Here is a 21,658-nt window from a genome sequence, read left to right on the forward strand (position 1 = left end):
TCAGGCCGGGCTGTGCTCTTCCATCGCCGCTTTGTAGATCGAGTTCTTCGGCTGGGCGAACAGCCTTTCCATCATCGGCTCGAAGAAGCTCAGCGGCAGGGTGTCGTACTCGGGGTCGAACGCTGCCGCGTCATATTTGGCGCAGAACTCCGCGGTCGCCAGAAACTGCGGGTGGTCGCTGAATTGCTCGCGCAGGTGCCGATCCATGCCCAGGTGATGGAAGAAGTAGTAGCCCTGGAAGATCCCGTGCTTTTCCACCATCCACAGGTTCTCGGCGCTGACGAACGGCTTGAGGATGGCGGCGGCGATGTCCGGGTGATTGTAGGAACCGAGGGTGTCGCCGATGTCGTGGAGCAGGGCGCAGACCACGTATTCCTCGTCGCGGCCGTCGCGAAAGGCGCGGGTGGCGGTTTGCAGCGAGTGGGTCAGGCGATCCACCGGGAAACCGCCGAAATCGCCTTCGAGCAGTTTCAGGTGGGCCATGATCCGGCCCGGCAACTGACGGGCGTAGGCACTGAAATCCGCCGCAATGATCGCCCAGTCGTCCTGTGTGCCGTCCTTCATGTGGGTGAAACGGGCAGTGGCATTCATCGGCAGTCCTCTTGTCGGAATTTCTAGAACGGCACGCGGCCCAGGATCATGTCGCGGTACATGACGAAGTCGCCGAGCAGGCTGTAGAACGGGTGCTGGAAGGTGGCCGGGCGGTTTTTCTCGAAAAAGAAATGACCGACCCAGGCAAAGCTGTAGCCCGCCAGCGGCAACGCAAGTAAAAGCAGCCAGGCGCCCTTGGCGATGGTCAGGGCGAGAATGAAGATCACCAGCGTCGTGCCGATGAAATGCAGGCGACGGCAGGTGCTGTTGCCGTGCTCGCTGAGGTAATACGGATAGAACTCGGCGAAGCTGTTGAAAGGCTTGATGGTTTCCACGACTGCGATCTCTGTGGTTATTGTTCTGATTGCAAGTTGTTCGGCGGGTAGCTTATTTGAGTCTAGAGTGATCAATGGCGTCGGCCAGTGACAATCGGCGCCACTTTACTATCCTTGGGAAATCGGCCGTAGTATGCGGCTCACCATGTCATCCAAGAAAAAACGCCATGAGCGAACGAACGACTTCTGCAAGCTGGGCGATGGGGATTGTCAAAGCACTGGAAATGGACGGCCTGGATTGCCGGGTTTTGTTCAGACAGCTGGGGCTCGACTACGCGGCGCTGGAGGACCCGGACGCACGCTTCCCGCAGGATTCCATGACCCGACTCTGGCAACGGGCGGTCGAGCTGTCCGGCAATCCGGCGATCGGCCTGAATATGGGCAAGGTGGTGCGGCCGGCTTCGTTTCATGTAGCGGGCTATGCGCTGATGTCCAGCAATACGCTGGCGGAAGGTTTTCAGCGACTGGTGCGTTATCAGCGGATCATCGCCGAAAGTGCCGACCTGAGTTTTCGCCTGCTCGACGAAGGTTATGCGCTGATTCTGACGGTACACGGCGATCATCTGCCGCCGACCCGGCAAAGTGCCGAAGCCTCGCTGGCCTGCGCGCTCGCGTTGTGCGGCTGGCTGACCGGACGCACGCTGCACCCGCGCAAAGTGCTGGTGCAGGGCGACCAGCCGGATGATCTTGAACCCTATAAACGAGCCTTTCATGCACCGCTGGTGTTCAACGCGCCGTATGACGCGCTGATCTTCGAGCGGGCCGACATGGAAGCGCCACTGCCCACCGCCAACGAGGCGATGGCGCTGCTGCATGACCGGTTTGCCGGGGAATATCTGGCGCGGTTTTCCGAAAGCCGCGTGACCCACAAGGCGCGTCAGGTGTTGTGCCGCCTGCTGCCGCAGGGCGAACCCAAACGCGATACGGTGGCGCAGACCCTGCACCTGTCCCAGCGCACCTTGCAACGACGCTTGCAGGAGGAGGGCACCAGTTTTCAGCAGTTGCTCGACGACACCCGCCGCGAACTCGCCGAGCAATATCTGGCGCAGCCGAGCATGACCTTGCTGGAGATTGCCTATCTGCTGGGCTTTGCCGACCCGAGCAATTTCTTCCGCGCCTTCCGCCGCTGGTTCGACACCACGCCCGGCGATTACCGGGCGCGGTTGCTCGAGGCGCCGAAGGCGATCAGTGACGCCAGAACGCCGGAATACACAGTACAAACACCGTAATGATCTCCAGTCGGCCGAGCAGCATGCCGAACGACAGAATCCACTTGGCCGCATCCGGCAGGCTGGCGAAGTTGCCGGCCGGGCCGATGGTCTCGCCCAGGCCCGGGCCGACGCCGGAGACGGTGCTGGCGGCACCGGTCAACGCCGTCATCCAGTCCACGCCCAACAGCGACAGCAGCAGGGCGATCACGCAGATGGTGATCGCGAAGAAGAACGAGAACGTCAGAATCGACCGGACGATCTCTTCGTCGAGGCGATGACCGTTGTACTTCTGCTTGATCACCGCGCGAGGGTGAATCAGCTGGTTAAGGTTGGCCTTGAGCAGGATGTAGGCGACCTGGAAACGGAAGATCTTGATCCCGCCCGCCGTCGAGCCGGAGCAGCCGCCGACGAAGCCCAGATAGAAGAACAGCATCAGCGAGAAGTTGCCCCACAGGCTGTAGTCGCCCAGCGCGAAACCGGTGGTGGTGACCACTGACGTCACGTTCAGCGCCACATGCCGCAGCGCGTCCAGCCAATGCAGGTTGGTGGTCCACCAGTACCAGGTGCCGAGCACCAGCCAGGTCGCCAGCAACATACCGAGCAAACCCTGCACCTGTTGATCCTTGATCAACGCCCGGCGGTTGCCGCGCAGCGTCGCCACGTACAGGGTGAACGGCAGGCTGCCGAGAATCATCACCACCACCGCGACCCAGTGCACCGCCGGTTGCGTCCACTTGGCCAGGGACTGGTCGGAGGTCGAGAACCCGCCGGTGGAAATCGCCGACATCGCGTGGTTGATCGCATCGAACGGGCTCATCCCGGCCCACCAGAACGCCAGGCTGCCGAGAATCGTGATGCCGACGTAGGCCGCCACGATCAGCCGCGCCACCATGTGCGAGCGGGGCATGACCTTTTCCGAGCGGTCCGAGGATTCGGTCTGGAACAGGCGCATGCCACCGATGCGCAGCAGCGGCAGGATCGCCACCGCCATGCCGATAAAGCCGATACCGCCGATCCAGTGCAGCAGCGAGCGCCACATCAGGATGCCGGGGGACATGTCGTCCAGATGGTTGAGCACGGTCGAGCCGGTGGCCGTGATGCCGGACATGCTTTCGAAGAACGAGTCGGTGTAACTGATGTGCTGTGTCAGCAGAAACGGCAGTGCAGCAAAGATGCACACCACCAGCCAGCTGCTGACGGTCAGCAGGTACATGTCCCGGGGGCGCAGGTGAATGTGCTCCGGGCGACCGGGAATCACCAGCGCCAGGCCGGCGAGGAAGGTGATCATGCTCGCCCAGAGGAACGACGGCAGATCGCCGGTGCGCTCGAAAATCACCAGGGTGGCCATGGGCACGACCATGGCGATGGCCAGGGTGATCAGGAAGATGCCGATGATGAAACCAATGATCCGTAAGGTCGGCAACGCCATGAAGTCCGCTCGGGCTGATGTGGGAAGGGCGCCATTCTACCTGCGGTGCAAGGCATGTAAACCGACGCGTCTGGATCACTTGCAGCTAGAATAGCCGGACATTTTTTTCAGGAGGTGGCCGATGCAGGCTCTCGACGCTTTGCTCAACCGTGTTTCCGTTCCACGACTGATCGATCCGGCCCCCACCGCCGAACAGCGCGAAGTGCTGTTCGCCGCCGCGACCCGCGCACCGGATCACGGCCATTTGCAGCCGTATCGCTTCCTGACCGTCGAAGGCACGGCGCGTGAGCAGATGGGCGAGTTGCTGGCCGAAGCTGCAAAAATGCAGGAAGGCGAAGTCACCGAAGCGATGATCGACAAGGCCCGCAACGGCCCGCTGCGGGCGCCGCTGGTGGTCGTGGTCATCGCCAAATTGCAGGATCACGTCAAATACCCGAAGGCCGAGCAGTTGCTGGCGGCGGGCTGTGCGGCGCACGGGATTCTGCTGGCCGCTTACGCGCAGGGGATTGGCGCGGTGTGGCGCACGGGTGATCTGGCTTATTCGAAACATGTCGCCAAGGGTTTGGGCCTGACGGATGACGAAGAGGTGATTGCCTTCCTTTACCTCGGCACGCCGCAGAAAGAACCGCGGGTGGCCGAGAAGGTTGATCTGGCGGAGTTTGTCAGCGCTTGGTCGGGTAAGGCTTAAAGGGCTTTAAAAGCTTTAAAAGCTTTAAAAGCGCCCTCACCCTAACCCTCTCCCGGAGGGAGAGGGGACTGATTGGGGGATGCTTCAGAGGTTCACCGACCTGGAAGAGCTTTGCCGAGTCCGGAATTGACTCGGTTCACGTGCTTCGGCCGAATCCGGAATTGACTCGGTTCACGTGCTTGGCAGATCCATAATCGACTCGATTTTTCAGGTTGATGTATGACGCAAGACACCTCGGTCGGCTCCCTCTCCCTCCGGGAGAGGGCTGGGGTGAGGGCAGCTATTTAGGGCTGGACAATCGCCCCAGGCACCAGCGGCAACTCAAGACTGGCCACAAACCCGCCCTGCGGGTGATTGGCCAGCACCAGCGTCCCGCCATGCCGCTCCGCCGCCCGCCGGGCAATCGCCAGTCCCAGGCCATGCCCGGCAGCGGTCTGCCCCGGCGCCCGATAAAACGGTTCGCCCAACTGGCTTAGATGCTCGGCCTGCACCCCCGGCCCATGGTCACGCACGCTGACCACGATCCGCTCACCCTGACGTGACGCCTGCATTTCAATCGACTGCCCGACCGGGTTGAAGCGCTGGGCATTGCGCAGCAGGTTGTCCACGGCGCGCTCGATCATGGTCGGCCAGCCTGTCAGATTGAGTGCCGGCTCGGCCTCCAGGAGCACGGTCTGCTCTGGCGAGCCGAGTTGCGCGTCCTTTTGCAGGGTGGCGAGCAAGGCATTCAGATCCACGTCTTCGGCGCTGGCGTTGTCGGCATCGACCCGCGCCAGCACCAGAATTTCACTGATCAGCGCTTCCAGCCGATCACACTCGCGGGTCAGGCGCGGCCAGAGTTTTTCCCGTTCTTCCGGGCTGGCCCGTTCGGCCAGTGCCAGGGCGATGCGCAGGCGTGCCAGCGGCGAGCGCAATTCGTGGGAGACATCACGCAGCAACTGACGCTGACTGCCGATCAGACTTTGCAGACGGGCGCCCATGCGGTTGAAGTCATTGGCCAGCACACCGAATTCATCCCGACGGTTGGCCAGTTGCGCCAGGCTGTTCTGTTGATAGGTGGTCTGGCCGAGGTCATGCACTGCACCGCGCAGGCGACTGAGCGGGCGAGTGATGGAAAACGTCACCAGCAGGCTGAACAGGGTCAGCACCACCAGCGCGATGCCCAGCGCACTCAACGGCCAGAGCAGGCTTTCGCGGTGCCAGGCGTCGAGTTCGGGGTGCGGGATGCGGTAGATGAAGAGGTAGGTGTCGCCGCTTTTGTCGCTGGTGAATTCGTCGGTCAGACGGCGCCATGGCAGGCGACGGTCATCGTTGTTCTGCCGCGCCTCGAAGGCGGCCGCGCGCCGGGGGAAGGTGCCGCGCACCACCGGGTCGCCGGTTTCGTTCAGCACTTGCACGTCGATGTGGTACTGGCGCTTGCGCTGTTCGAGGATGTCCTGGGCGGCGTTTTCGCCCTGGGCTTCGTAAGTCTGCGTCCATTCGGCGGCCAGAGTGTTGAGGCCCGGATGGCGGCTGAGGATCCACGCGTCCTGGTTGAGCATGTGCCCCAGCAGAATGGAAAGCCCTGCAACCAGAGCGATGGCCAGCCAGAAGCTGGCGAGGATACGCCAGAACAATGAACGCACAGAAAATCCTCAAACAAAGAAAACCCAACGGCGGTGAGCCGTTGGGTCGGGGCATGACGCTAGAACATTATTGCGCCTTTTGCGGCTGTTGCGCTTTCCAGGCTTTGAACTCGGCCCATTCGGCGCGACGCTCGGCCTGTTTCTTCTGGATCTCGTCGAATTTCTTCTGTTGATCCGGTTTCAACACGGCGCGGACATCGGACTCGGCTTTCTTGTGGTTGGCCGCCATCTCGTCCTTCATGGCTTTCTGGTCGGCTGGCGAGAGTTTCTCCAGGTATTTGTCGACCGTCTGCTTACGCTCGTGCATCTGCTCGCCCATGATCTTGCGGATCTGCTCGCGCTGTTCGCGGGACAGGTCCAGCTGGCTGTACGGGCCTTTGCCGTGCATGCCGTGCATCTGATCGCCATGGCGCGGGCCGTCCAGCGGGCCACTCATCGGGCCGCCATCCTGTGGCATGGCCATGGCGACGGTCGGCAGGGCAGCGGCAAACATCAGAGCGATAAGAGTCTTGCGCATGGTGAATCTCCTTTGTCTCGTTCCCGGTACGTTCCGGATGAGTACAGATTACGGAGATCAAGGTCAGCGGCGGTCAGCGCTGTGTAAAGCTTGGGTAAACACGTTTTCGCGCCGACCTGACAAAACTGACAGACGATCAGAGGCTGTAGTAGTAGCCACGGCTGCGCAGGGCAACGATGCGCGGGCGACCGTCGGGGTGCGGGCCGATCTTTTTGCGCAGGTTGCTGACGTGCATGTCCAGGCTGCGGTCGTACAGGGTCAGCTTGCGGCCGAGGGCGATCTGCGCCAGTTCCTGTTTGTCCAGCGGCTCGCCCGGTTGCTTGAGCAGGGCTTCGAGCAGGCGACTTTCGGACACGGTGAGGGTGAATTCCTTTTCGTCGATACTGACCACGCCGCGCACCGGGCTGAAGCTCAGGTCGCCCAGCTCGAGCTGGGTCGACACTGCGGCCGGATGACTGCGGCGTAGCACGGCGCGCAGGCGGGCGGTCAGTTCGCGCGGATCGCAGGGTTTGGCCAGGTAATCGTCGGCGCCCAGTTCCAGGCCGAGGATCCGGTCCAGCGGCTCGCCCCGGGCCGAGAGCATCAACACCGGCAGGTCGGCGTGATCGCTGCGCAATTGCTTGAGCAGTTCCAGACCGCTGCCGTCGGGCAGCATCACGTCCAGCACCACGGCCGCCGGCGCGGTTTCGGCCAGCGCCTTGCGGGCGCTCTGACCATCGTGGCAGGCCCGGACCTGAAAGCCTTCCTGGCTCAGCCAGCTACTCAGGAGTTCGCACAACTCCTGGTCATCATCAATCAGTAACAGCTCGCTCATGACTCACTCAATTTAGCCATTGCCGACGTTTTCGGCTTGCTCCACTGGCAAAGATACCGCAGAGCAGCGCCAATAGCGCTACCCCGGCCCCGGTGACGAACCATTGCTGCTGTTCGGTCAGCAGGCGCGGCAGCGGGCTGGCCTGGGCTTCCTTGAGTTGCAGCTTCAGACGCTGGTTCTCCTGGCGCAACCGGGCAAGCTGGGCGCTTTCGCGGGTGTTGTCGGCATTTTGCAGTTGTTTGCTCAGTTCTTCCCGTTGCTGCTCGCTGGCCTTCAGGCGCTGCTGCAACTCGGTGATCTGACTGCCGGCGCTCAACGAAAGCGGTGTGGAGCTGCCGCCTTCGGTGCTTTCTTCACCATGGGCGGGCGCCACGATCGACAACGTGACCAACATCAGACACAACGGACCCTTGCGCATCGCGACTCCTGTTTCCAAATGGATATTGGGCAGGTTGTCGGCCGGCAAACGAGAATAATGAGCGATTGAGAACGCGATGAACCGACAGGGTTCATCGCGTGGGGACATTGGCGGGGGCGGTTACGGCAGGACTTGCTTGAACGGCTTGACGATCACGTTGGCGTAGACGCCGGCCGCGATGTACGGGTCGGCATCGGCCCAGGCTTGCGCCGCGCTCAGGGAGTCGAATTCGGCAACGATCAGGCTGCCGCTGAAACCTGCTGCGCCCGGATCATTGCTGTCGACCGCCGGATGCGGGCCGGCCAGCACGATGCGGCCTTCGCCCTTGAGCACTTGCAGGCGTTCAAGGTGTGCCGGGCGCGCAGCGAGGCGGGCTTCCAGGGAGTTGGCGACGTCGGTGGCAATGATGGCGTAGAGCATGTCAGTCCTCGGTTTTTGGCGTTGTGGTATCGGCGTCGTGCAGGTGACGGGACAGGTAGATGCCTTGAGCGACCAGGAACAGCACGGTCAAGCCCAGGCTGCCGAACACCTTGAAGTCCACCCAATAGTCCTGGAAGGTGAAGGCGACGAACAGGTTGGCGGCACCGCAGAACAGGAAGAAACCGATCCAGGCGATGTTCAAACGGGTCCAGACCGGATCCGGCAGGGTCAACGCGTGGCCCATGATGCGCTTGATCAGCAGGCGGTCACCGATGAAATGGCTGCCGATGAAGGCCAGGGCGAACAGCCAGTTGACCACCGGGGCTTTCCATTTCAGGAAGGTTTCGCTGTGAAAGGCCAGGGTCAGGCTGCCGAATACGAGGCAGGCGACCAGCGTCAGCCACTGGCTCTTCTCCAGCTTGCGCTGCTTGATGAAGATCGCGCCGTACACCACCAGGGAGCTGATGATCAGCATGGCGGTGGCACTGTAAATGCCGCCTACTGTCAGTTCATGGCCGGCAACGTCGACGGTGCGTGGATCGAGTTTGTAGACGATGAAGAACAGCAGAAGCGGGATGAAATCGATGAATTGTTTCACAGTGAGAGCCAGAAGCTGGATGTGGCGGCATAATAACAAACATATGGGCGCGCGATAGCGCCAGCTGATTTGAGGTTACACATCCCCGTGAATGTTGATTTGCACTGCCACAGCACGGCCTCCGATGGCGCCCTGGCGCCTGCGGCACTGGTTGCGCGTGCGTTCGAGAACGGCGTGCGAGTCCTGGCCCTGACCGATCACGACACCCTCGAAGGCCTCGCCGAAGCGCGCACGGCCGCCGAGGCGCTGGGCATGCAACTGGTCAACGGCGTCGAGTTGTCCTGCACCTGGGGCGGGGCGACCATTCACGTACTCGGCTACGGTTTCGACGTCAACGCCGCGCCGCTGGTCGAGGCGATTGCCCAGTTGCACGACGGCCGCTGGCTGCGGTCTGAGGAAATAAGCCGCAAGCTCGCCCTCAAGGGCATGCCGAATGCGCTCGACGGCGCGCGGCAGATCCAGCAGGAACTGGGCGACAGCGGTAACGCGCCGGCCCGCCCGCATTTCGCCGACTGGATGGTGCGTGAAGGTTTTGTAAAGGATCGCGCCGAGGCGTTTCGCAAATGGCTCGGCGCCGGCAAGCTTGGGGACGTCAAGCAGCATTGGCCGACCCTCGAAGACACCGTCGGCACGCTGCGAGCCGCCGGCGCCTGGGTCAGCCTGGCGCATCCGTGGCACTACGATTTCACCCGCAGCAAGCGCCGAAAGCTGATTGCCGACTATATTCAAGCAGGCGGGCATGCGATCGAAGTGGTCAACGGTCATCAGCCTGCGGAACAGGTGGGCAGCCTGGCAATCCTTGCCCGTGAGTTCGGTCTGCTGGTCAGCGCCGGCAGTGATTTCCATGGCCCTGGTGGCTGGTCCGAGATCGGCCAGTACCGGCCGGTGCCGGAGGACCTTCCACCCCTGTGGTGTCGGTTCAAACATGACACAGTTATTGCCGCCGTCTGAACAGGTAGAGAATGTGAGTCAATTTTTCCAGATTCATCCGGAAAACCCGCAAGCGCGCCTGATCAAACAGGCGGTCGAGATCATCCGCAAGGGCGGAGTGGTGGTCTATCCCACGGACTCCTCCTACGCAATCGGCTGCCAGATCGGCGACAAGAACGGCATCGAGCGCGTTCGACGCCTGCGTCAGCTTGACGAAAAGCACAACTTCGCACTGATCTGCAGCGACCTTTCGCAACTGGGCAATTACGCCAAGATCGACACCGGGACGTTTCGAATCCTCAAAGCCCACTTGCCAGGGCCGTACACCTTCATCCTCAACGCCACCCGCGAAGTGCCGCGCCTGCTGCTGCATCCGAAGAAACGCACCATCGGTCTGCGGGTGCCGAGCCATCCGATCGCGCTGGCGCTGCTGGCCGAACTGGGAGAGCCGTTGATGAGCGTGACCCTGATCATGCCGGGCGATGAAGACCCGTTGAGCGATCCGTACGAAATGCGCCAGTTGCTCGAGCATCAGGTCGACCTGATCATCGACGGCGGTTCCGGCGGTATCAAGGCCTCCACCGTGATCGACCTCACGGGCGATGATCCGGAAGTGATCCGCGTCGGTTGCGGCGATCCTGCCCCATTCATGGTCGAGGCCTGAATGTCCGCAGTGGAAACCGTTGATCCCCAGGCCGGTGCCCAGCAGGAACTGCCGTTTGCCATGGTCTATGGCCAGGCCGTCACGGAAATGCCGCTGGACCTGTACATCCCGCCCGACGCGCTGGAAGTCTTCCTCGAAGCCTTCGAAGGCCCGCTCGATCTGCTGCTGTACCTGATCCGCAAACAGAACATCAACATCCTCGACATCCCGGTGGCGGAAATCACCCGCCAGTACATGGGTTATGTCGAGCTTATGCAGTCGGTGCGTCTGGAACTGGCCGCCGAATACCTGGTGATGGCCGCGATGCTGGCCGAGATCAAGTCGCGGATGCTGTTGCCCCGGGCCGAAACCGTCGAGGACGAAGAGGACGACCCGCGCGCCGAGCTGATTCGTCGCCTGCAGGAGTACGAACGGTTCAAGGCTGCCGCCGAAAGCATCGATGGCCTGAGCCGGGTCGGTCGCGACGTGATCGTGCCCAAGCTCGACGCCCCGGAAGCCCGCGCGCGCAAACTCTTGCCCGACGTGGCGCTGGAAGAAATCCTGATGTCCATGGCCGAGGTGCTGCGCCGGGGCGACATGTTCGAAAGCCATCAGGTCAGCCGCGAGGCGCTGTCCACCCGCGAGCGCATGAGCGATGTGCTGGAGCGGCTCAAGGGCGGCGGATTTGTGCCGTTCGTCGAGCTGTTCACCGCCGAGGAGGGCAAGCTCGGCGTGGTGGTGACCTTCATGGCGATCCTTGAACTGGTCAAGGAATCCCTGATCGAGCTGGTGCAGAATGAGCCGTTCGCCGCGATCCACGTGCGAGCCCGAGCCGAATAACGAGTCCCGATATGAACCTGACTGAACCCCGCGAGCTGGCGTCCCTGCTTGAAGCCTTTCTGTTGGCCTCGGGAAAGCCGCAATCCCTCGAGCGCCTGTATGAACTGTTCGAAGAAGGCGAGCGCCCGGAACCGCCGGTCTTCAAGAAAGCCCTGACCCTGCTCGGCAAATCCTGCGAAGGCCGGGCGTTCGAGCTCAAGGAAGTCGCGTCGGGCTATCGCCTGCAAATCCGCGAGAAGTTCGCGCCGTGGGTCGGCCGGTTGTGGGAAGAACGTCCGCAACGTTATTCCCGAGCATTGCTGGAAACCATGGCGCTGATCGCCTATCGCCAGCCGATCACCCGGGGCGAAATCGAGGACGTGCGGGGCGTGGCGGTCAACACCAACATCGTCAAGACGCTGATCGAGCGCGAGTGGATTCGCATCGTCGGTTACCGCGACGTGCCGGGCAAACCGGCGATGTTCGCCACCACCAAGGCGTTTCTCGATCACTTCAACCTGAAGAACCTTGACGACCTGCCGCCGCTGGCCGAGTTGCGCGAAATCGAGGCGGATCCGGTGCTCGACTTCGACGACGCTCCCGTGCCACCGGGCTTGCAGGAGCTGGCCGACGCCAGTGCCGAGCCGGATGAGCCGAAGGAAGAAACCAGTTTCCACACCCTTCTGCTGGAACTGGACAGCATGGAGGAGGGGATCAAGACTGACTTTGACGACTTGCTGCGTGACGGGGCGGGCGGTGAATCGATGCCGACCGGGGTTGAGTTCGATCCGGTCGAGCCGCCGGTTGAGGATGAGTTCGAAACTGAATTTGAGCATGAGCCTGAATTCGAGCCCGAGCCTGAGCAGGAAGACGATGTGCTCGGCGTGGCCGAAGCCCGGGAAAAACTGCTGGCCGCCGTCGCCCGGCTGGAACAGCCCGCACCGGAACCCGCCGCCGAGGAAGAGTTGAGCGAAGAAGAGGCCGAGGCCCGCGCCCTGGCCGAAGCCATCGAAGCCGAACGCCGCGAGTTCGAGGATTGAGCATGAGCTCGACCAAGGACCCGTGCATCAGCGTCTGCAAGTTCAGCGACGACATCTGCCTCGGCTGCGGCCGCAGCAAGCGCGAGATACGGGCCTGGAAGAAACTCGACAAGGACGACAAGCGCACTGTGCTGGCCGAAGCCGCGCTGCGTCTGATCAAGCTCGGGGTCACCGGTCGGCGGAAAAAGAAATAACCTTGCCCTGATCGACTAGTCTCTGATGCGCGCGCGGCCACATCCGCGTATGATTCGCGACCCTTCGGCGATCCCTTCGCCCGAAAACCCAGATTTCAACGCCTCAGCGGCTCATTCAGCGCCGCTGAACAGACCACACCGGGAGGTGCCCAGATGAGTGACATCAATCAGAAAGACGACCAGGAAATCGGCCCAGCAGGCGAAAAGCTGCAGAAAGTCCTCGCCCGTATCGGCGTCGGCTCGCGCCGTGATGTCGAATCCTGGATCGCTGCCGGCCGGATCAAGGTCAATGGCAAAGACGCCACCTTGGGCCTGCGTGTCGACATGCACGACGCCATCACCATTGATGGCAAAGTCATCAAGCGCGAAGAAGCCGCCGAGTCGGTGCGCCGCGTGATCATGTACAACAAGCCCGATGGCGAGATCTGCACCCGTGACGACCCGGAAGGCCGTCCGACCGTGTTCGACAAGCTGCCGCGTCCGAAAGAAGGCCGCTGGATCAACATCGGTCGTCTCGACATCAACACCACCGGTCTGCTGATGTTCACCACCGACGGTGAGCTGGCCAACCGCCTGATGCACCCGTCCTACGAGATGGACCGTGAGTACGCGGTGCGTGTACGTGGCGAAGTCGATGACGAAATGATCGAGCGCCTGAAGGCCGGCGTTGTGCTGGAAGACGGCCCGGCGCGTTTCACCGACATTCAACAGGCACCGGGCGGCGAAGGCTTCAACCACTGGTATCACTGCGTGGTGATGGAAGGCCGTAACCGTGAAGTGCGTCGTCTGTGGGAATCCCAGGGCCTGGTGGTCAGCCGCCTGAAGCGCGTGCGTTTCGGCCCGGTTTTCCTCAACTCCGACCTGCCGATGGGCCGCTGGCGCGAAATGAGCCAGTACGAAGTCGACGTGCTGAGCGCCGAAGTCGGCCTGACCCCGGTGGCCATGCCGCAACTGAACGCCAAGAGCAAAGACAAGCTCGACCGCATGCAGCGCAAATCGTCGCGTCCGATGGCCCGTACCGAGCGCGTGCGCACCCTGCGTCCGGCCAACGGTGCACCGATTGGCGCCGGTCCACGTCCGGTCCGCGAGCCGCAGATCGAAGGCGAGCGTCCAGGCCGCAAGCCGGCAGCGCGTCCGGATGGCGAGCGCGGTCCACGCACTCCGCGTCCGGCCAATGGCCGTACCGAGCGGGGCGAAGGTCGCGGTACGCCGGTGGCGGATCGTCCAGCCGACACCAAGCGTCCGGCCAAGCCGGCGCCGAAGCGTCCAGGCATCAAGCTGGCTGACGATGACAAGCCGTCGGGCAAGCGCCGTGGCGCCCCGGCCGGTTCCGGCCAGCGTCCGGGTTTCGGTCGCAAGAAGCCGGAATAAAGCAGTTGTAAGCTTCGAGCGGCAAGCCTCAAGCTGAAAACAGAAACGCCAACCTTAGGGTTGGCGTTTTTTTTTGGACTTTTTATTTCTTTTTTTCAGGCGTGTTTTTCTTGTTTTAAAACAAAAAACTTAACGCCTTTCAAATAGTTAGTCAGCTAGCGTCAATCGCTGCTCCGGGCTTCGATGGGTCTGGCGTGGAAACTTTACGTTACGCACTGTCAGTGAATATTTACGAAAAGGCCGTCGCAGACCCGTAAATCGGGTGTTTTTATCAGACTGTAAGGAAAATCTGCCGGAGCCAGTCCCGCCGGGCCTTGCGCGGCGCTCTGGCGCGCTTGTTTAAGCGTCGTTTGGAAGGTGAGATGCGCTGCATGCCTGTCGTGCAGGTGCATAACAAGAAGGAGGCGCAATGAACGCCGATATCCATTTTCACTTCTCCACGTGGGGCGGATTTTCCATCGTCCACGCCGATGGCCTGCAAAGGCCTGACTCAATTTTTGCAGCCGCCCGGGCCTCCCGGGGTGGACACATGCAATCCCGGCAACCGACACGCTGATCCGGCGAGGTCTGGCAGCAGGGGGTTAGCGGTGTACAATGCGCCGCGTTTTAACTGTGACCCTCTGCGTAATCGCGCAAACCTCAAGGTTTATCCGCCTTGTTCACTCCGCCGCGTCACAAGCGTGTCGGGTTCGATTTCGTCACAGATAAAAACAAACAGGTGACGCATGACCGTTGTAAAAAAGCTGAATTCCTGGTGCCTGCGCTGGGGTTTGATCAAGGTTGGCTGAAATCGCAACCTTGCAGCAACGTCTACTGAACATCATCAAACCTTGCGTGAGACCTTTTTCATGAGTGGACAAAACTCGCAATCAGGCGAGCTGAAACGCGGCCTGAAAAATCGCCATATTCAACTGATCGCCCTCGGTGGCGCGATCGGTACCGGATTGTTCCTCGGCTCGGCCGGGGTGCTGAAATCCGCCGGCCCGTCGATGATCCTCGGCTACGCCATCTGCGGCTTCATCGCCTTCATGATCATGCGCCAGCTCGGCGAAATGATCGTCGAAGAGCCGGTGGCCGGCTCTTTCAGCCACTTTGCGCACAAATACTGGGGCGGTTTTGCCGGTTTCCTGTCGGGCTGGAACTGCTGGATCCTGTACATCCTGGTGGGCATGTCGGAGCTGACCGCGGTCGGCAAATACATCCACTACTGGGCGCCGGAGATCCCGAGCTGGGTCACCGCTGCCGCGTTCTTCGTGCTGATCAATGCGATCAACCTGGCCAACGTCAAAGTCTTCGGTGAAGCCGAATTCTGGTTCGCGATCATCAAGGTCGTGGCGATCGTCGGCATGATCGCCCTGGGCAGTTATCTGCTGGTCAGCGGCCATGGCGGCGAGCAGGCGGCCGTTAGCAACCTGTGGTCCCACGGTGGCTTCTTCCCGAACGGCGTCAGCGGTCTGGTAATGGCCATGGCGATCATCATGTTCTCCTTCGGCGGTCTGGAAATGCTCGGTTTCACCGCAGCCGAAGCCGACAAGCCGAAAACCGTGATCCCGAAAGCGATCAACCAGGTGATCTACCGGATCCTGATTTTCTACATCGGCGCGCTGGTGATCCTGTTGTCGCTGACCCCGTGGGACAGCCTGCTGGAAACCCTCAACGCTTCGGGCGATTCCTACAGCGGCAGCCCGTTCGTGCAGGTGTTCTCGATGCTCGGCAGCAACACCGCCGCGCACATCCTCAACTTCGTGGTCCTGACCGCGGCATTGTCGGTGTACAACAGCGGCACCTACTGCAACAGCCGCATGCTGCTGGGCATGGCCGAGCAGGGTGATGCGCCGAAAGCGCTGGCGAAGATCGACAAGCGCGGCGTGCCGGTGCGTTCGATCCTGGCGTCGGCGGCCGTGACCCTGGTGGCGGTGCTGCTCAACTACCTGATCCCGCAACACGCGCTGGAACTGCTGATGTCGCTGGTGGTTGCAACGCTGGTGATCAACTGGGCGATGATCAGCTTCTCGCACTTCAAGTTCCGCCAGCACATGAACAAGACCAATCAGAAACCGCTGTTCAAGGCGCTGTGGTACCCGTACGGCAACTACATCTGCCTGGCGTTCGTCCTGTTCATCCTCGGCGTGATGCTGCTGATCCCGGGCATTCAGATCTCGGTGTACGCGATCCCGGTGTGGGTGGTGTTCATGTGGGTCTGCTACGTGATCAAGAACAAGCGCAGCGATCAACGCGCGGTGCTTGGGGCCGCGGCCAAGTAGGCAACGGACGACAACAAAATAGCCGGCTTCCGCCGGCTTTTTTGTGCCCGGTCCTACGCGAAGTGACGATAGACTGCCGGCGCCAATTGAATCGCGAAGGAGTCGGGCATGGATCAGGTGCAAACGCACTACGAGGTCGAAGGAGACGCGCTGACGCGTGATGATGTGCAGGCGTTGATCGCGTCCCAGCGCTTGCCGCTGCGGTTTATCGGGGTGGATTTCACCGATGTCGATCTGTCGCGACTGACGCTGGATCGCGCCGATTTCCAGCGCTGCATTCTGCTGCGCACGCAATTTCTCGGTGCCCGCCTCGAAGCGACTCAATGGAAGGGCTGCCGGGGTGCCCACGCAGTGTTCGAAGCGGCGCAGTTGCTGGAGGCCTCGTTCAGCAGTTGCGATTTGAACAACACACGCTGGCAGCGGGCGAAACTGGCGCAGGTCGCTTTCACCGGCTGCAAGTTGACCGGTGCCAACTTCAGTCACACCTCCAGTCTGGGTCTGTCGTTCAGTGAGACCCGACTCAACAGCGCATTTCTGGCCGGCATGTCGTTCGCCCGCACGACGTTGAACGGTCTGGATTTCTCCGATGCGGACTTGAGCGATGCCGACTTTCGCAAGGCCGAGTTCGTCGAGTGCAGTCTGGCGCATGCACGCATCAATGGCGCAAGGTTCACCGATGCCGACCTGCGCGGTGCCGATTTGAGCGGTTTTCGGCTCAACGATGCCAAACTGTTCAAAGGGGCGGTGATTTCCCGGGCCCAGGCATCGATGCTGTTGTCCGAACTGGGGTTGTCTGTCGCTTAGCGACTTGAAGGTAGAGTTTCCATGCTGGTGATTTCCAACAATGTGCATCTGCCGGACGCAGAGATCGAACTGACGTACATCCGCGCCCAGGGCGCCGGAGGGCAGAACGTCAACAAGGTCTCCAGCGCCGTGCACCTGCGCTTCGACATTCCGGCCTCGTCCTTGCCCGAGTTCTACAAGGAGCGGCTGCTGGCGCTGCGCGACAGTCGCATCACCGGCGACGGTGTGCTGATCATCAAGGCCCAGCAATATCGCACGCAGGAACAGAACCGCGCCGATGCGCTGGAGCGTCTGACCGAGCTGATTCTCAGCGCCACCAAGGTCGAGAAGAAGCGCCGGCCAACCAAGCCGACGCTGGGTTCAAAGAAGCGTCGGCTCGAATCGAAAACCAAGCGCGGCAGCATCAAGGCCGGGCGCGGCAAGGTGGATTTCTAGTCTTCGCGGTACTTAGCCGTGTGGCGGTACAGATAGACGCTCAATGCCAGACCGCTCAGCGCGGCGAGGGCGGCGAACAGGAATATCGAGGCAAAACCGAAGCCCGCTGCAATCGCACCCGCCAGCGGCCCAGTGACGCCCAGCGACAAGTCGATGAACAGCGAATACGCCCCGACCGCCGCACCTCGACTGGAGGCTGGCACCAGGTTCACGGCTTCCACGCCCAGCGCCGGGAACACCAGCGAGAAACCGAAACCGCTCAATGCCGCACCGGCCAATGCCCAATGCGCGTCCGGCGCCAGCCACAACAACAGCAGACCCAGGGTTTCCACCGACAGGCAGGCAATCGCCACGCGAAAGCCGCCGAGGCGGTTGATCAGGTTGCCGAACAGCAGCCGCGCACCAATGAAGCTGGCGCCGAACAGGCTCAGGCACAGCACCGCGTTATCCCAGTGCTGCGTGGCGTAATACAGGGTGATGAAGGTGGCGATGGTGCCGAAACCGATCGAGCCCAGCGCCAGTCCGCAGCCGTGCGGGAAGACGCGCCCGAGCACGTGCATGAACGGCAGACGCTCGCCGGCCACGATCGGCGCGGCGGTTTTCGGCCAGGCCAGCAACAGCCCCAGCGTGGCCAGCAACAGAATGCTCACGCCCATGCTCCACAAGCCAAAACGGCTGACCAGCCATACCCCGAGCGGCGCACCGACCGCCAGCGCACCGTAACTGGCGATGCCGTTCCACGAGATGACTTTGGCGGTGTTGGCGGCGCCGACCCGGCCGATGCCCCAGCCGATCGAGCCTGAGCCGACCAGGCTTTCAGCGCTGCCCAGCACCAGACGGCCGACGAACAGGCTGATCAGGCTTAGCAGCGGCAGGTGGGGTGTCCATGCCGAAATCAGCATGAACACACCGCTCAAGCCACACCCGGCCAGACCAATCATCACCGCACGTTTACTGCCCTGGTTGTCGATGATCTTGCCGGCATACGGACGGCTGAGCAGGGTAGCGAGGTATTGCACGCTGATCACCAGCCCGGCGATGACCGCGCCGAAGCCCAGGTCGCTGTGCACATAACCTGGCAGCACCGCCAGCGGAATGCCGATGTTCAGGTAGCCGATGAAGGTGAACAGGACGATGGAAACGACTTGCAGCGTGACCGCCAGGGGACGCTGGGGTTCTGGCATAGAGGACGACATGAATTACGATCCACGGGAAGAGCAGAATAGATAGGCTGCTCATGATACCGATGCGGACGCGTCTGGGGCGGGGAAAAGTAAAACTATTTGGCCGGGGCGACCAATTGCGTGGTGACCAGTGCGGCCAGCGCGTTTTCTTCGCTGCCGAAACGGGCGAGCAGGGCGGCCTGTTTCTCGGGCGAGAGACGGCTCCAGATCTCGATCATCTTTTCGGTGGCACCGATCAGGATCTCGGCCTGTTGTTCATCGAATTCTTTGGACATGGCAGCTCAGGTTTCAGGCAGTGTGGAAAGCGCATGTTAGCGCTTTCCACACGGTCTGTACGGCGGGTGTTGCTTACTCTTCGCTGTCGGCCGGACGGCTGTCGGTGGCTTCTTTCGGCTCGGGCTGTTGGGCACCGGCTTGTTGCGTGGTCGTCTGCTCAGTTTCGTGCAGGCTTGGGAAGGGGAGATTCGGAATCTCGTGCATGGTTGCGCTCCTCGCTAAGTCTGTTGATAGATCTGGTAGATCCGCGCTTTCAGAAAGCCTGCGAAGGATACAGCAGGAAAAGTGACAAACAGATTTTTAAATCCATTTGTTTCGACGGGCGGGATTGTCTAGACAAGTGCGACAGGGTGACGCAGGGCGAATGTGGGAGCGAGCCTGCTCGCGATGATCGTTCCCACGCTCCGCGTGGGAATGCCTCAATGGACGCTCTGCGTCCGCTTCGGCAGGGACGCAGAGCGTCCCGGGCTGCATTCCCACGCAGAGCGTGGGAACGATCACGGAGAGGGTTAGTTGCAGACGCTGGCGATCGCTTCGGCCAGCAGGTCGAGACGCGTCGCATCAATCCCGGCGACGTTGGCGCGGCCCGAGCTGACCATGTACACGCTGTGATGCTCGCGCAGGTTTTTCACCTGTTCCGGCGACAGACCGGTGTAGGAAAACATCCCGCGTTGCACGCCGATGTGTGCGAAACGCTCGCGCAGGCCGTGCGGTTCCAGCGCTTCCACCAGACCGCTGCGCAATTGGGCGATGCGCAGACGCATGGCTTCCACTTCGTCGGCCCAGCGGCGTTTCAGCTCCGGGTCGGCGAGGATCGTGGCCACGACAGCCGCGCCGTGATCCGGTGGCGTTGACCACAGGTTGCGGGCGATGTGCGCCAACTGGCTGCGGATGTCGATGAGTTTGTCAGCGGTTTTCGCGCTGACGATCAACGCACCGGTGCGGTCGCGGTACAGGCCGAAGTTCTTCGAGCAGGAACTGGTGATCAGCAGCTCGGGTAACTCGGCTGCGAACAGTCGGGTTGACCATGCATCCTGCTCCAGACCGTCGCCAAAGCCCTGGTAGGCAAAGTCGATCAGCGGCAGCAGATCGCGGCGGCGCACCACATCCAGCACGCGCTGCCAGTCGTCGTGGCTCAGGTCGAACCCGGTCGGGTTGTGGCAGCACGCGTGCAGCAGCACCACATCGCCTTTCGGCACTTCATTGAGCACGGCGAGCATCGCATCGACGTCGAGGCGGTTGTCGCTGCCGACGTACGGGTAATGGCTGATCTTGACCCCGGCGGCCGCGAAAATCGTTTCGTGGATCGGCCAGGTCGGGTTGCTCAGCCATACGCCTTTGCCCGGCAGGCATTGCGCGATGAAATCCGCTGCCAGGCGCAGGGCGCCCGTGCCACCCGGGGTCTGGGTGGCGCCGGCGCGTTGCTCGGCGATCAGTGCCGAATCGGCACCAAGCACCAGCTCGTTGATGACCTTGCCGAACAGCGGATTGCCGTGGCCACCGATGTAGGTTTTGGTGTCCTGGCTCTCGACCAGACGCGCCTCGGCGATTTTCACCGCCTCGGGGATTGGCGTCAGGCCCTGGGCATCCTTGTAGACGCCCACGCCGAGGTCGAACTTGCGCGGGTTGGAGTCCTGCGCGTAGGCCTCCATCAGGCCGAGGATCGGGTCGCCGGGCACCCGGCCGATGGCGTCGAAGTGCATTACTTGCGTCCTTCTGCGGTCTTGGCCACTTCGTCAGTGCGCGCGGCCATGATGAAGTCGTTGCGGTGCAGGCCTTTGATCGAGTGGCTCCACCAAGTCACGGTGACTTTGCCCCACTCGGTCAGCAGACCCGGGTGGTGACCTTCGGCCTCGGAGATCTCGCCGACGGCGTTGGTGAAGGCCAGCGCGTGCTTGAAATTCTTGAACAGGAAGACTTTTTCCAGCTGCATGATGCTGTCGCGTACTTCGATGTTCCAGTCAGGGATCTGCTTGATCAGGATCGGCAGTTCTTCATCGCTGACTTGTGGGGCATCGGCACGGCAGGCTTCGCAATGGGCTTGGTTCAAAGTGGACATGGTGGACTTCCTGAAATCTGAAGGTGTTTTTTTATATTGGCGGTCAGTGTCGCCACGCTAAACCAAAGTGGCGACGACGGACAGACTCACTTGTAAGCAAAAGTCGCGGGTCACGCGGCTTTTGGTTTTGGCGGAAACTTCGGTGCGTGCAGACCCAGCTGCATGCCTTGCTTGACCATGGCCATGATGTCTTCGTGGGCCAGGTCGAACAGGCGCTTGAGGTTCGGCAGGACGAAATACAGCGGTTGCAGGATGTCGATGCGGTAGGGCGTGCGCATCGCTTCCAGCGGATCGAAGGCTTGATGCTCGGGCTCGTCCGACAGCGAGTAAACAGTTTCTTTCGGCGAAGACAGGATGCCGCCACCGTAGATGCGTTTGCCTTGCGGGGTGTCGACCAGGCCGAACTCGATGGTCATCCAGTACAGGCGCGCCAGATAAACGCGTTCTTCCTTGGTGGCTTGCAGGCCGAGCTTGCCGTAGGTGTGGGTGAATTCGGCGAACCACGGGTTGGTCAGCAGCGGGCAGTGGCCAAAGATCTCGTGGAAAATGTCGGGTTCTTGCAGGTAGTCCAGTTCTTCACGGGTGCGGATGAACGTGGCCACCGGAAACTGCTTGCTGGCGAGCAATTCGAAAAAGGTCTGGAAGGGGATCAGCGCCGGAACGCGGGCAACCTGCCAACCGGTAGTCTCGCCGAGCACCTTGTTGATCTCGCCCAGTTGCGGAATGCGGTCGTGGGGCAGACCGAGTTTTTCGATACCGTCCAGGTATTCCTGGCACGCGCGACCCTCGATCACTTTCAACTGGCGGGTGATCAGCGTGTTCCACACCGCGTGTTCTTCGGCGGGGTAGTCGATAAAACCTTGCGCATCGGGCTCGCGGGCCACGTATTGCGTCTGCTTCATACTGCTCTCCTGCGAGGGGAATTTCGTTCTTGTTATGTCCTGCGATGGACTGAGAAATACCCCGGAACGTTCGTTGTTGCAGCAGGTTGAA

General features: G+C 61.6%; 26 protein-coding genes. 11 read left to right on the forward strand and 15 right to left on the reverse strand.

Features of this window, described 5'->3' with window-relative positions; all coding sequences use genetic code 11:
* Entirely contained in the window at positions 1-591 is a 591-nt protein-coding gene (locus ABFB52_RS08620; protein ID WP_085605701.1) for an HD domain-containing protein, read from the reverse strand.
* A gap of 23 nt (positions 592-614) precedes the next feature.
* The gene (locus tag ABFB52_RS08625) at positions 615-926 is read right to left on the reverse strand and encodes a DUF962 domain-containing protein (protein ID WP_129973370.1); all 312 of its coding nucleotides are present in this window, start codon (positions 924-926) and stop codon (positions 615-617) included.
* 167 nt (positions 927-1,093) lie between these two features.
* Between ABFB52_RS08625 and ABFB52_RS08630 the strand changes: the two genes are divergently transcribed.
* Positions 1,094-2,155: an AraC family transcriptional regulator gene (locus ABFB52_RS08630; protein WP_207252641.1), complete on the forward strand. Its 1,062-nt coding sequence runs from the start codon at positions 1,094-1,096 to the stop codon at positions 2,153-2,155.
* On the opposite strand, the gene ABFB52_RS08635 is transcribed toward ABFB52_RS08630, so the two are convergent.
* Positions 2,112-3,566, reverse strand: coding sequence for a TrkH family potassium uptake protein (locus tag ABFB52_RS08635; RefSeq protein WP_064378585.1), 1,455 nt, complete (start codon positions 3,564-3,566; stop codon positions 2,112-2,114). The two genes, ABFB52_RS08630 and ABFB52_RS08635, sit on opposite strands and share 44 nt — an antisense overlap.
* Before the next feature lie 121 nt (positions 3,567-3,687).
* Here ABFB52_RS08635 and ABFB52_RS08640 point away from each other — a divergent pair, with 121 nt between their 5' ends.
* Entirely contained in the window at positions 3,688-4,254 is a 567-nt protein-coding gene (locus ABFB52_RS08640) for a nitroreductase family protein (protein ID WP_129973371.1), read from the forward strand.
* A gap of 284 nt (positions 4,255-4,538) precedes the next feature.
* Here ABFB52_RS08640 and ABFB52_RS08645 read toward each other — a convergent pair whose 3' ends face one another.
* From ABFB52_RS08645 to ABFB52_RS08670, 6 genes are all read right to left on the reverse strand, one after another.
* Positions 4,539-5,879, reverse strand: a complete 1,341-nt coding sequence (locus ABFB52_RS08645; protein ID WP_129973372.1) for a HAMP domain-containing sensor histidine kinase — start codon at positions 5,877-5,879, stop codon at positions 4,539-4,541.
* Between the two features lie 67 nt (positions 5,880-5,946).
* A complete protein-coding gene (locus ABFB52_RS08650) occupies positions 5,947-6,396 on the reverse strand; it encodes a Spy/CpxP family protein refolding chaperone (protein WP_129973373.1) in 450 nt (149 codons plus the stop codon).
* A 136-nt stretch (positions 6,397-6,532) separates the two neighbouring features.
* Positions 6,533-7,210, reverse strand: a complete 678-nt coding sequence (locus ABFB52_RS08655) for a response regulator transcription factor (protein ID WP_007958370.1) — start codon at positions 7,208-7,210, stop codon at positions 6,533-6,535.
* Positions 7,211-7,217: 7 nt separating this feature from the next.
* Positions 7,218-7,628, reverse strand: a complete 411-nt coding sequence (locus ABFB52_RS08660) for a translation initiation factor 2 (protein WP_085747147.1) — start codon at positions 7,626-7,628, stop codon at positions 7,218-7,220.
* Between the two features lie 120 nt (positions 7,629-7,748).
* Positions 7,749-8,048 carry a YciI family protein gene (locus tag ABFB52_RS08665; protein WP_011333002.1) on the reverse strand — a complete coding sequence of 100 codons (300 nt, stop codon included), beginning with the start codon at positions 8,046-8,048 and terminating at the stop codon, positions 7,749-7,751.
* Position 8,049: 1 nt separating this feature from the next.
* On the reverse strand, positions 8,050-8,646 hold the full coding sequence (locus ABFB52_RS08670) for a septation protein A (RefSeq protein WP_129973374.1): 597 nt from the start codon (positions 8,644-8,646) through the stop codon (positions 8,050-8,052).
* Positions 8,647-8,733: 87 nt separating this feature from the next.
* On the opposite strand from ABFB52_RS08670, the gene ABFB52_RS08675 reads away from it, so the two are divergent.
* The 9 genes from ABFB52_RS08675 (at position 8,734) to arfB (ending at position 17,146) form a co-directional block, all read left to right on the forward strand.
* Positions 8,734-9,597, forward strand: coding sequence for a PHP domain-containing protein (locus ABFB52_RS08675; protein ID WP_085747145.1), 864 nt, complete (start codon positions 8,734-8,736; stop codon positions 9,595-9,597).
* A 13-nt stretch (positions 9,598-9,610) separates the two neighbouring features.
* Positions 9,611-10,240, forward strand: coding sequence for an L-threonylcarbamoyladenylate synthase (locus ABFB52_RS08680; protein ID WP_102686021.1), 630 nt, complete (start codon positions 9,611-9,613; stop codon positions 10,238-10,240).
* A gap of 120 nt (positions 10,241-10,360) precedes the next feature.
* Positions 10,361-11,059: a ScpA family protein gene (locus ABFB52_RS08685; RefSeq protein ID WP_173892724.1), complete on the forward strand. Its 699-nt coding sequence runs from the start codon at positions 10,361-10,363 to the stop codon at positions 11,057-11,059.
* Between the two features lie 11 nt (positions 11,060-11,070).
* Complete coding sequence (gene scpB / locus ABFB52_RS08690) at positions 11,071-12,078, forward strand: SMC-Scp complex subunit ScpB (RefSeq protein ID WP_129973376.1); 1,008 nt, start codon at positions 11,071-11,073, stop codon at positions 12,076-12,078.
* 2 nt (positions 12,079-12,080) lie between these two features.
* On the forward strand, positions 12,081-12,272 hold the full coding sequence (locus tag ABFB52_RS08695; RefSeq protein ID WP_129973377.1) for a DUF1289 domain-containing protein: 192 nt from the start codon (positions 12,081-12,083) through the stop codon (positions 12,270-12,272).
* Between the two features lie 153 nt (positions 12,273-12,425).
* Entirely contained in the window at positions 12,426-13,643 is a 1,218-nt protein-coding gene (gene rluB, locus ABFB52_RS08700; protein ID WP_085747142.1) for a 23S rRNA pseudouridine(2605) synthase RluB, read from the forward strand.
* Positions 13,644-14,491: 848 nt separating this feature from the next.
* Entirely contained in the window at positions 14,492-15,907 is a 1,416-nt protein-coding gene (locus ABFB52_RS08705; protein ID WP_129973378.1) for an amino acid permease, read from the forward strand.
* Between the two features lie 108 nt (positions 15,908-16,015).
* Positions 16,016-16,711 (forward strand): pentapeptide repeat-containing protein, encoded by a 696-nt coding sequence (locus ABFB52_RS08710; protein ID WP_129973379.1) that lies wholly within the window; start codon positions 16,016-16,018, stop codon positions 16,709-16,711.
* 21 nt (positions 16,712-16,732) lie between these two features.
* Positions 16,733-17,146, forward strand: coding sequence for an alternative ribosome rescue aminoacyl-tRNA hydrolase ArfB (gene arfB / locus ABFB52_RS08715; RefSeq protein ID WP_011333010.1), 414 nt, complete (start codon positions 16,733-16,735; stop codon positions 17,144-17,146).
* On the opposite strand, the gene ABFB52_RS08720 is transcribed toward arfB, so the two are convergent.
* The 6 genes from ABFB52_RS08720 to phhA all read right to left on the reverse strand — a co-directional run bounded on the left by ABFB52_RS08720 (position 17,143) and on the right by phhA (position 21,567).
* Positions 17,143-18,330 carry an MFS transporter gene (locus ABFB52_RS08720; protein WP_176240490.1) on the reverse strand — a complete coding sequence of 396 codons (1,188 nt, stop codon included), beginning with the start codon at positions 18,328-18,330 and terminating at the stop codon, positions 17,143-17,145. The two genes, arfB and ABFB52_RS08720, sit on opposite strands and share 4 nt — an antisense overlap.
* 95 nt (positions 18,331-18,425) lie before the next feature.
* Positions 18,426-18,605, reverse strand: coding sequence for a hypothetical protein (locus tag ABFB52_RS08725; protein WP_007958348.1), 180 nt, complete (start codon positions 18,603-18,605; stop codon positions 18,426-18,428).
* Between the two features lie 73 nt (positions 18,606-18,678).
* Entirely contained in the window at positions 18,679-18,810 is a 132-nt protein-coding gene (locus ABFB52_RS08730; protein WP_256656677.1) for a hypothetical protein, read from the reverse strand.
* Between the two features lie 305 nt (positions 18,811-19,115).
* Positions 19,116-20,309, reverse strand: coding sequence for an amino acid aminotransferase (locus tag ABFB52_RS08735; protein WP_129973380.1), 1,194 nt, complete (start codon positions 20,307-20,309; stop codon positions 19,116-19,118).
* The gene (locus tag ABFB52_RS08740) at positions 20,309-20,665 is read right to left on the reverse strand and encodes a 4a-hydroxytetrahydrobiopterin dehydratase (protein WP_003222798.1); all 357 of its coding nucleotides are present in this window, start codon (positions 20,663-20,665) and stop codon (positions 20,309-20,311) included. The genes ABFB52_RS08735 and ABFB52_RS08740 overlap by 1 nt, the downstream gene beginning before the upstream one ends.
* A 110-nt stretch (positions 20,666-20,775) precedes the next feature.
* Positions 20,776-21,567 (reverse strand): phenylalanine 4-monooxygenase, encoded by a 792-nt coding sequence (gene phhA / locus ABFB52_RS08745; RefSeq protein WP_011333014.1) that lies wholly within the window; start codon positions 21,565-21,567, stop codon positions 20,776-20,778.
* Positions 21,568-21,658: the final 91 nt, after the last annotated feature.

The organism is Pseudomonas sp. 9.2(2024), assembly GCF_039695385.1.
GTDB lineage: Bacteria > Pseudomonadota > Gammaproteobacteria > Pseudomonadales > Pseudomonadaceae > Aquipseudomonas > Aquipseudomonas paraglycinae.

Coding starts and splice junctions, on each gene's coding strand:
- ABFB52_RS08620 (WP_085605701.1), bottom strand. CDS start 591: ATGAATGCCACTGCCCGTTTCACCCACATGAAGGACGGCACACAGGAC.
- ABFB52_RS08630 (WP_207252641.1), top strand. CDS start 1,094: ATGAGCGAACGAACGACTTCTGCAAGCTGGGCGATGGGGATTGTCAAA.
- ABFB52_RS08635 (WP_064378585.1), bottom strand. CDS start 3,566: ATGGCGTTGCCGACCTTACGGATCATTGGTTTCATCATCGGCATCTTC.
- ABFB52_RS08640 (WP_129973371.1), top strand. CDS start 3,688: ATGCAGGCTCTCGACGCTTTGCTCAACCGTGTTTCCGTTCCACGACTG.
- ABFB52_RS08650 (WP_129973373.1), bottom strand. CDS start 6,396: ATGCGCAAGACTCTTATCGCTCTGATGTTTGCCGCTGCCCTGCCGACC.
- ABFB52_RS08655 (WP_007958370.1), bottom strand. CDS start 7,210: ATGAGCGAGCTGTTACTGATTGATGATGACCAGGAGTTGTGCGAACTC.
- ABFB52_RS08660 (WP_085747147.1), bottom strand. CDS start 7,628: ATGCGCAAGGGTCCGTTGTGTCTGATGTTGGTCACGTTGTCGATCGTG.
- ABFB52_RS08665 (WP_011333002.1), bottom strand. CDS start 8,048: ATGCTCTACGCCATCATTGCCACCGACGTCGCCAACTCCCTGGAAGCC.
- scpB (WP_129973376.1), top strand. CDS start 11,071: ATGAACCTGACTGAACCCCGCGAGCTGGCGTCCCTGCTTGAAGCCTTT.
- ABFB52_RS08695 (WP_129973377.1), top strand. CDS start 12,081: ATGAGCTCGACCAAGGACCCGTGCATCAGCGTCTGCAAGTTCAGCGAC.
- rluB (WP_085747142.1), top strand. CDS start 12,426: ATGAGTGACATCAATCAGAAAGACGACCAGGAAATCGGCCCAGCAGGC.
- ABFB52_RS08705 (WP_129973378.1), top strand. CDS start 14,492: ATGAGTGGACAAAACTCGCAATCAGGCGAGCTGAAACGCGGCCTGAAA.
- ABFB52_RS08710 (WP_129973379.1), top strand. CDS start 16,016: ATGGATCAGGTGCAAACGCACTACGAGGTCGAAGGAGACGCGCTGACG.
- arfB (WP_011333010.1), top strand. CDS start 16,733: ATGCTGGTGATTTCCAACAATGTGCATCTGCCGGACGCAGAGATCGAA.
- ABFB52_RS08720 (WP_176240490.1), bottom strand. CDS start 18,330: ATGCCAGAACCCCAGCGTCCCCTGGCGGTCACGCTGCAAGTCGTTTCC.
- ABFB52_RS08725 (WP_007958348.1), bottom strand. CDS start 18,605: ATGTCCAAAGAATTCGATGAACAACAGGCCGAGATCCTGATCGGTGCC.
- ABFB52_RS08730 (WP_256656677.1), bottom strand. CDS start 18,810: ATGCACGAGATTCCGAATCTCCCCTTCCCAAGCCTGCACGAAACTGAG.
- ABFB52_RS08735 (WP_129973380.1), bottom strand. CDS start 20,309: ATGCACTTCGACGCCATCGGCCGGGTGCCCGGCGACCCGATCCTCGGC.
- ABFB52_RS08740 (WP_003222798.1), bottom strand. CDS start 20,665: ATGTCCACTTTGAACCAAGCCCATTGCGAAGCCTGCCGTGCCGATGCC.
- phhA (WP_011333014.1), bottom strand. CDS start 21,567: ATGAAGCAGACGCAATACGTGGCCCGCGAGCCCGATGCGCAAGGTTTT.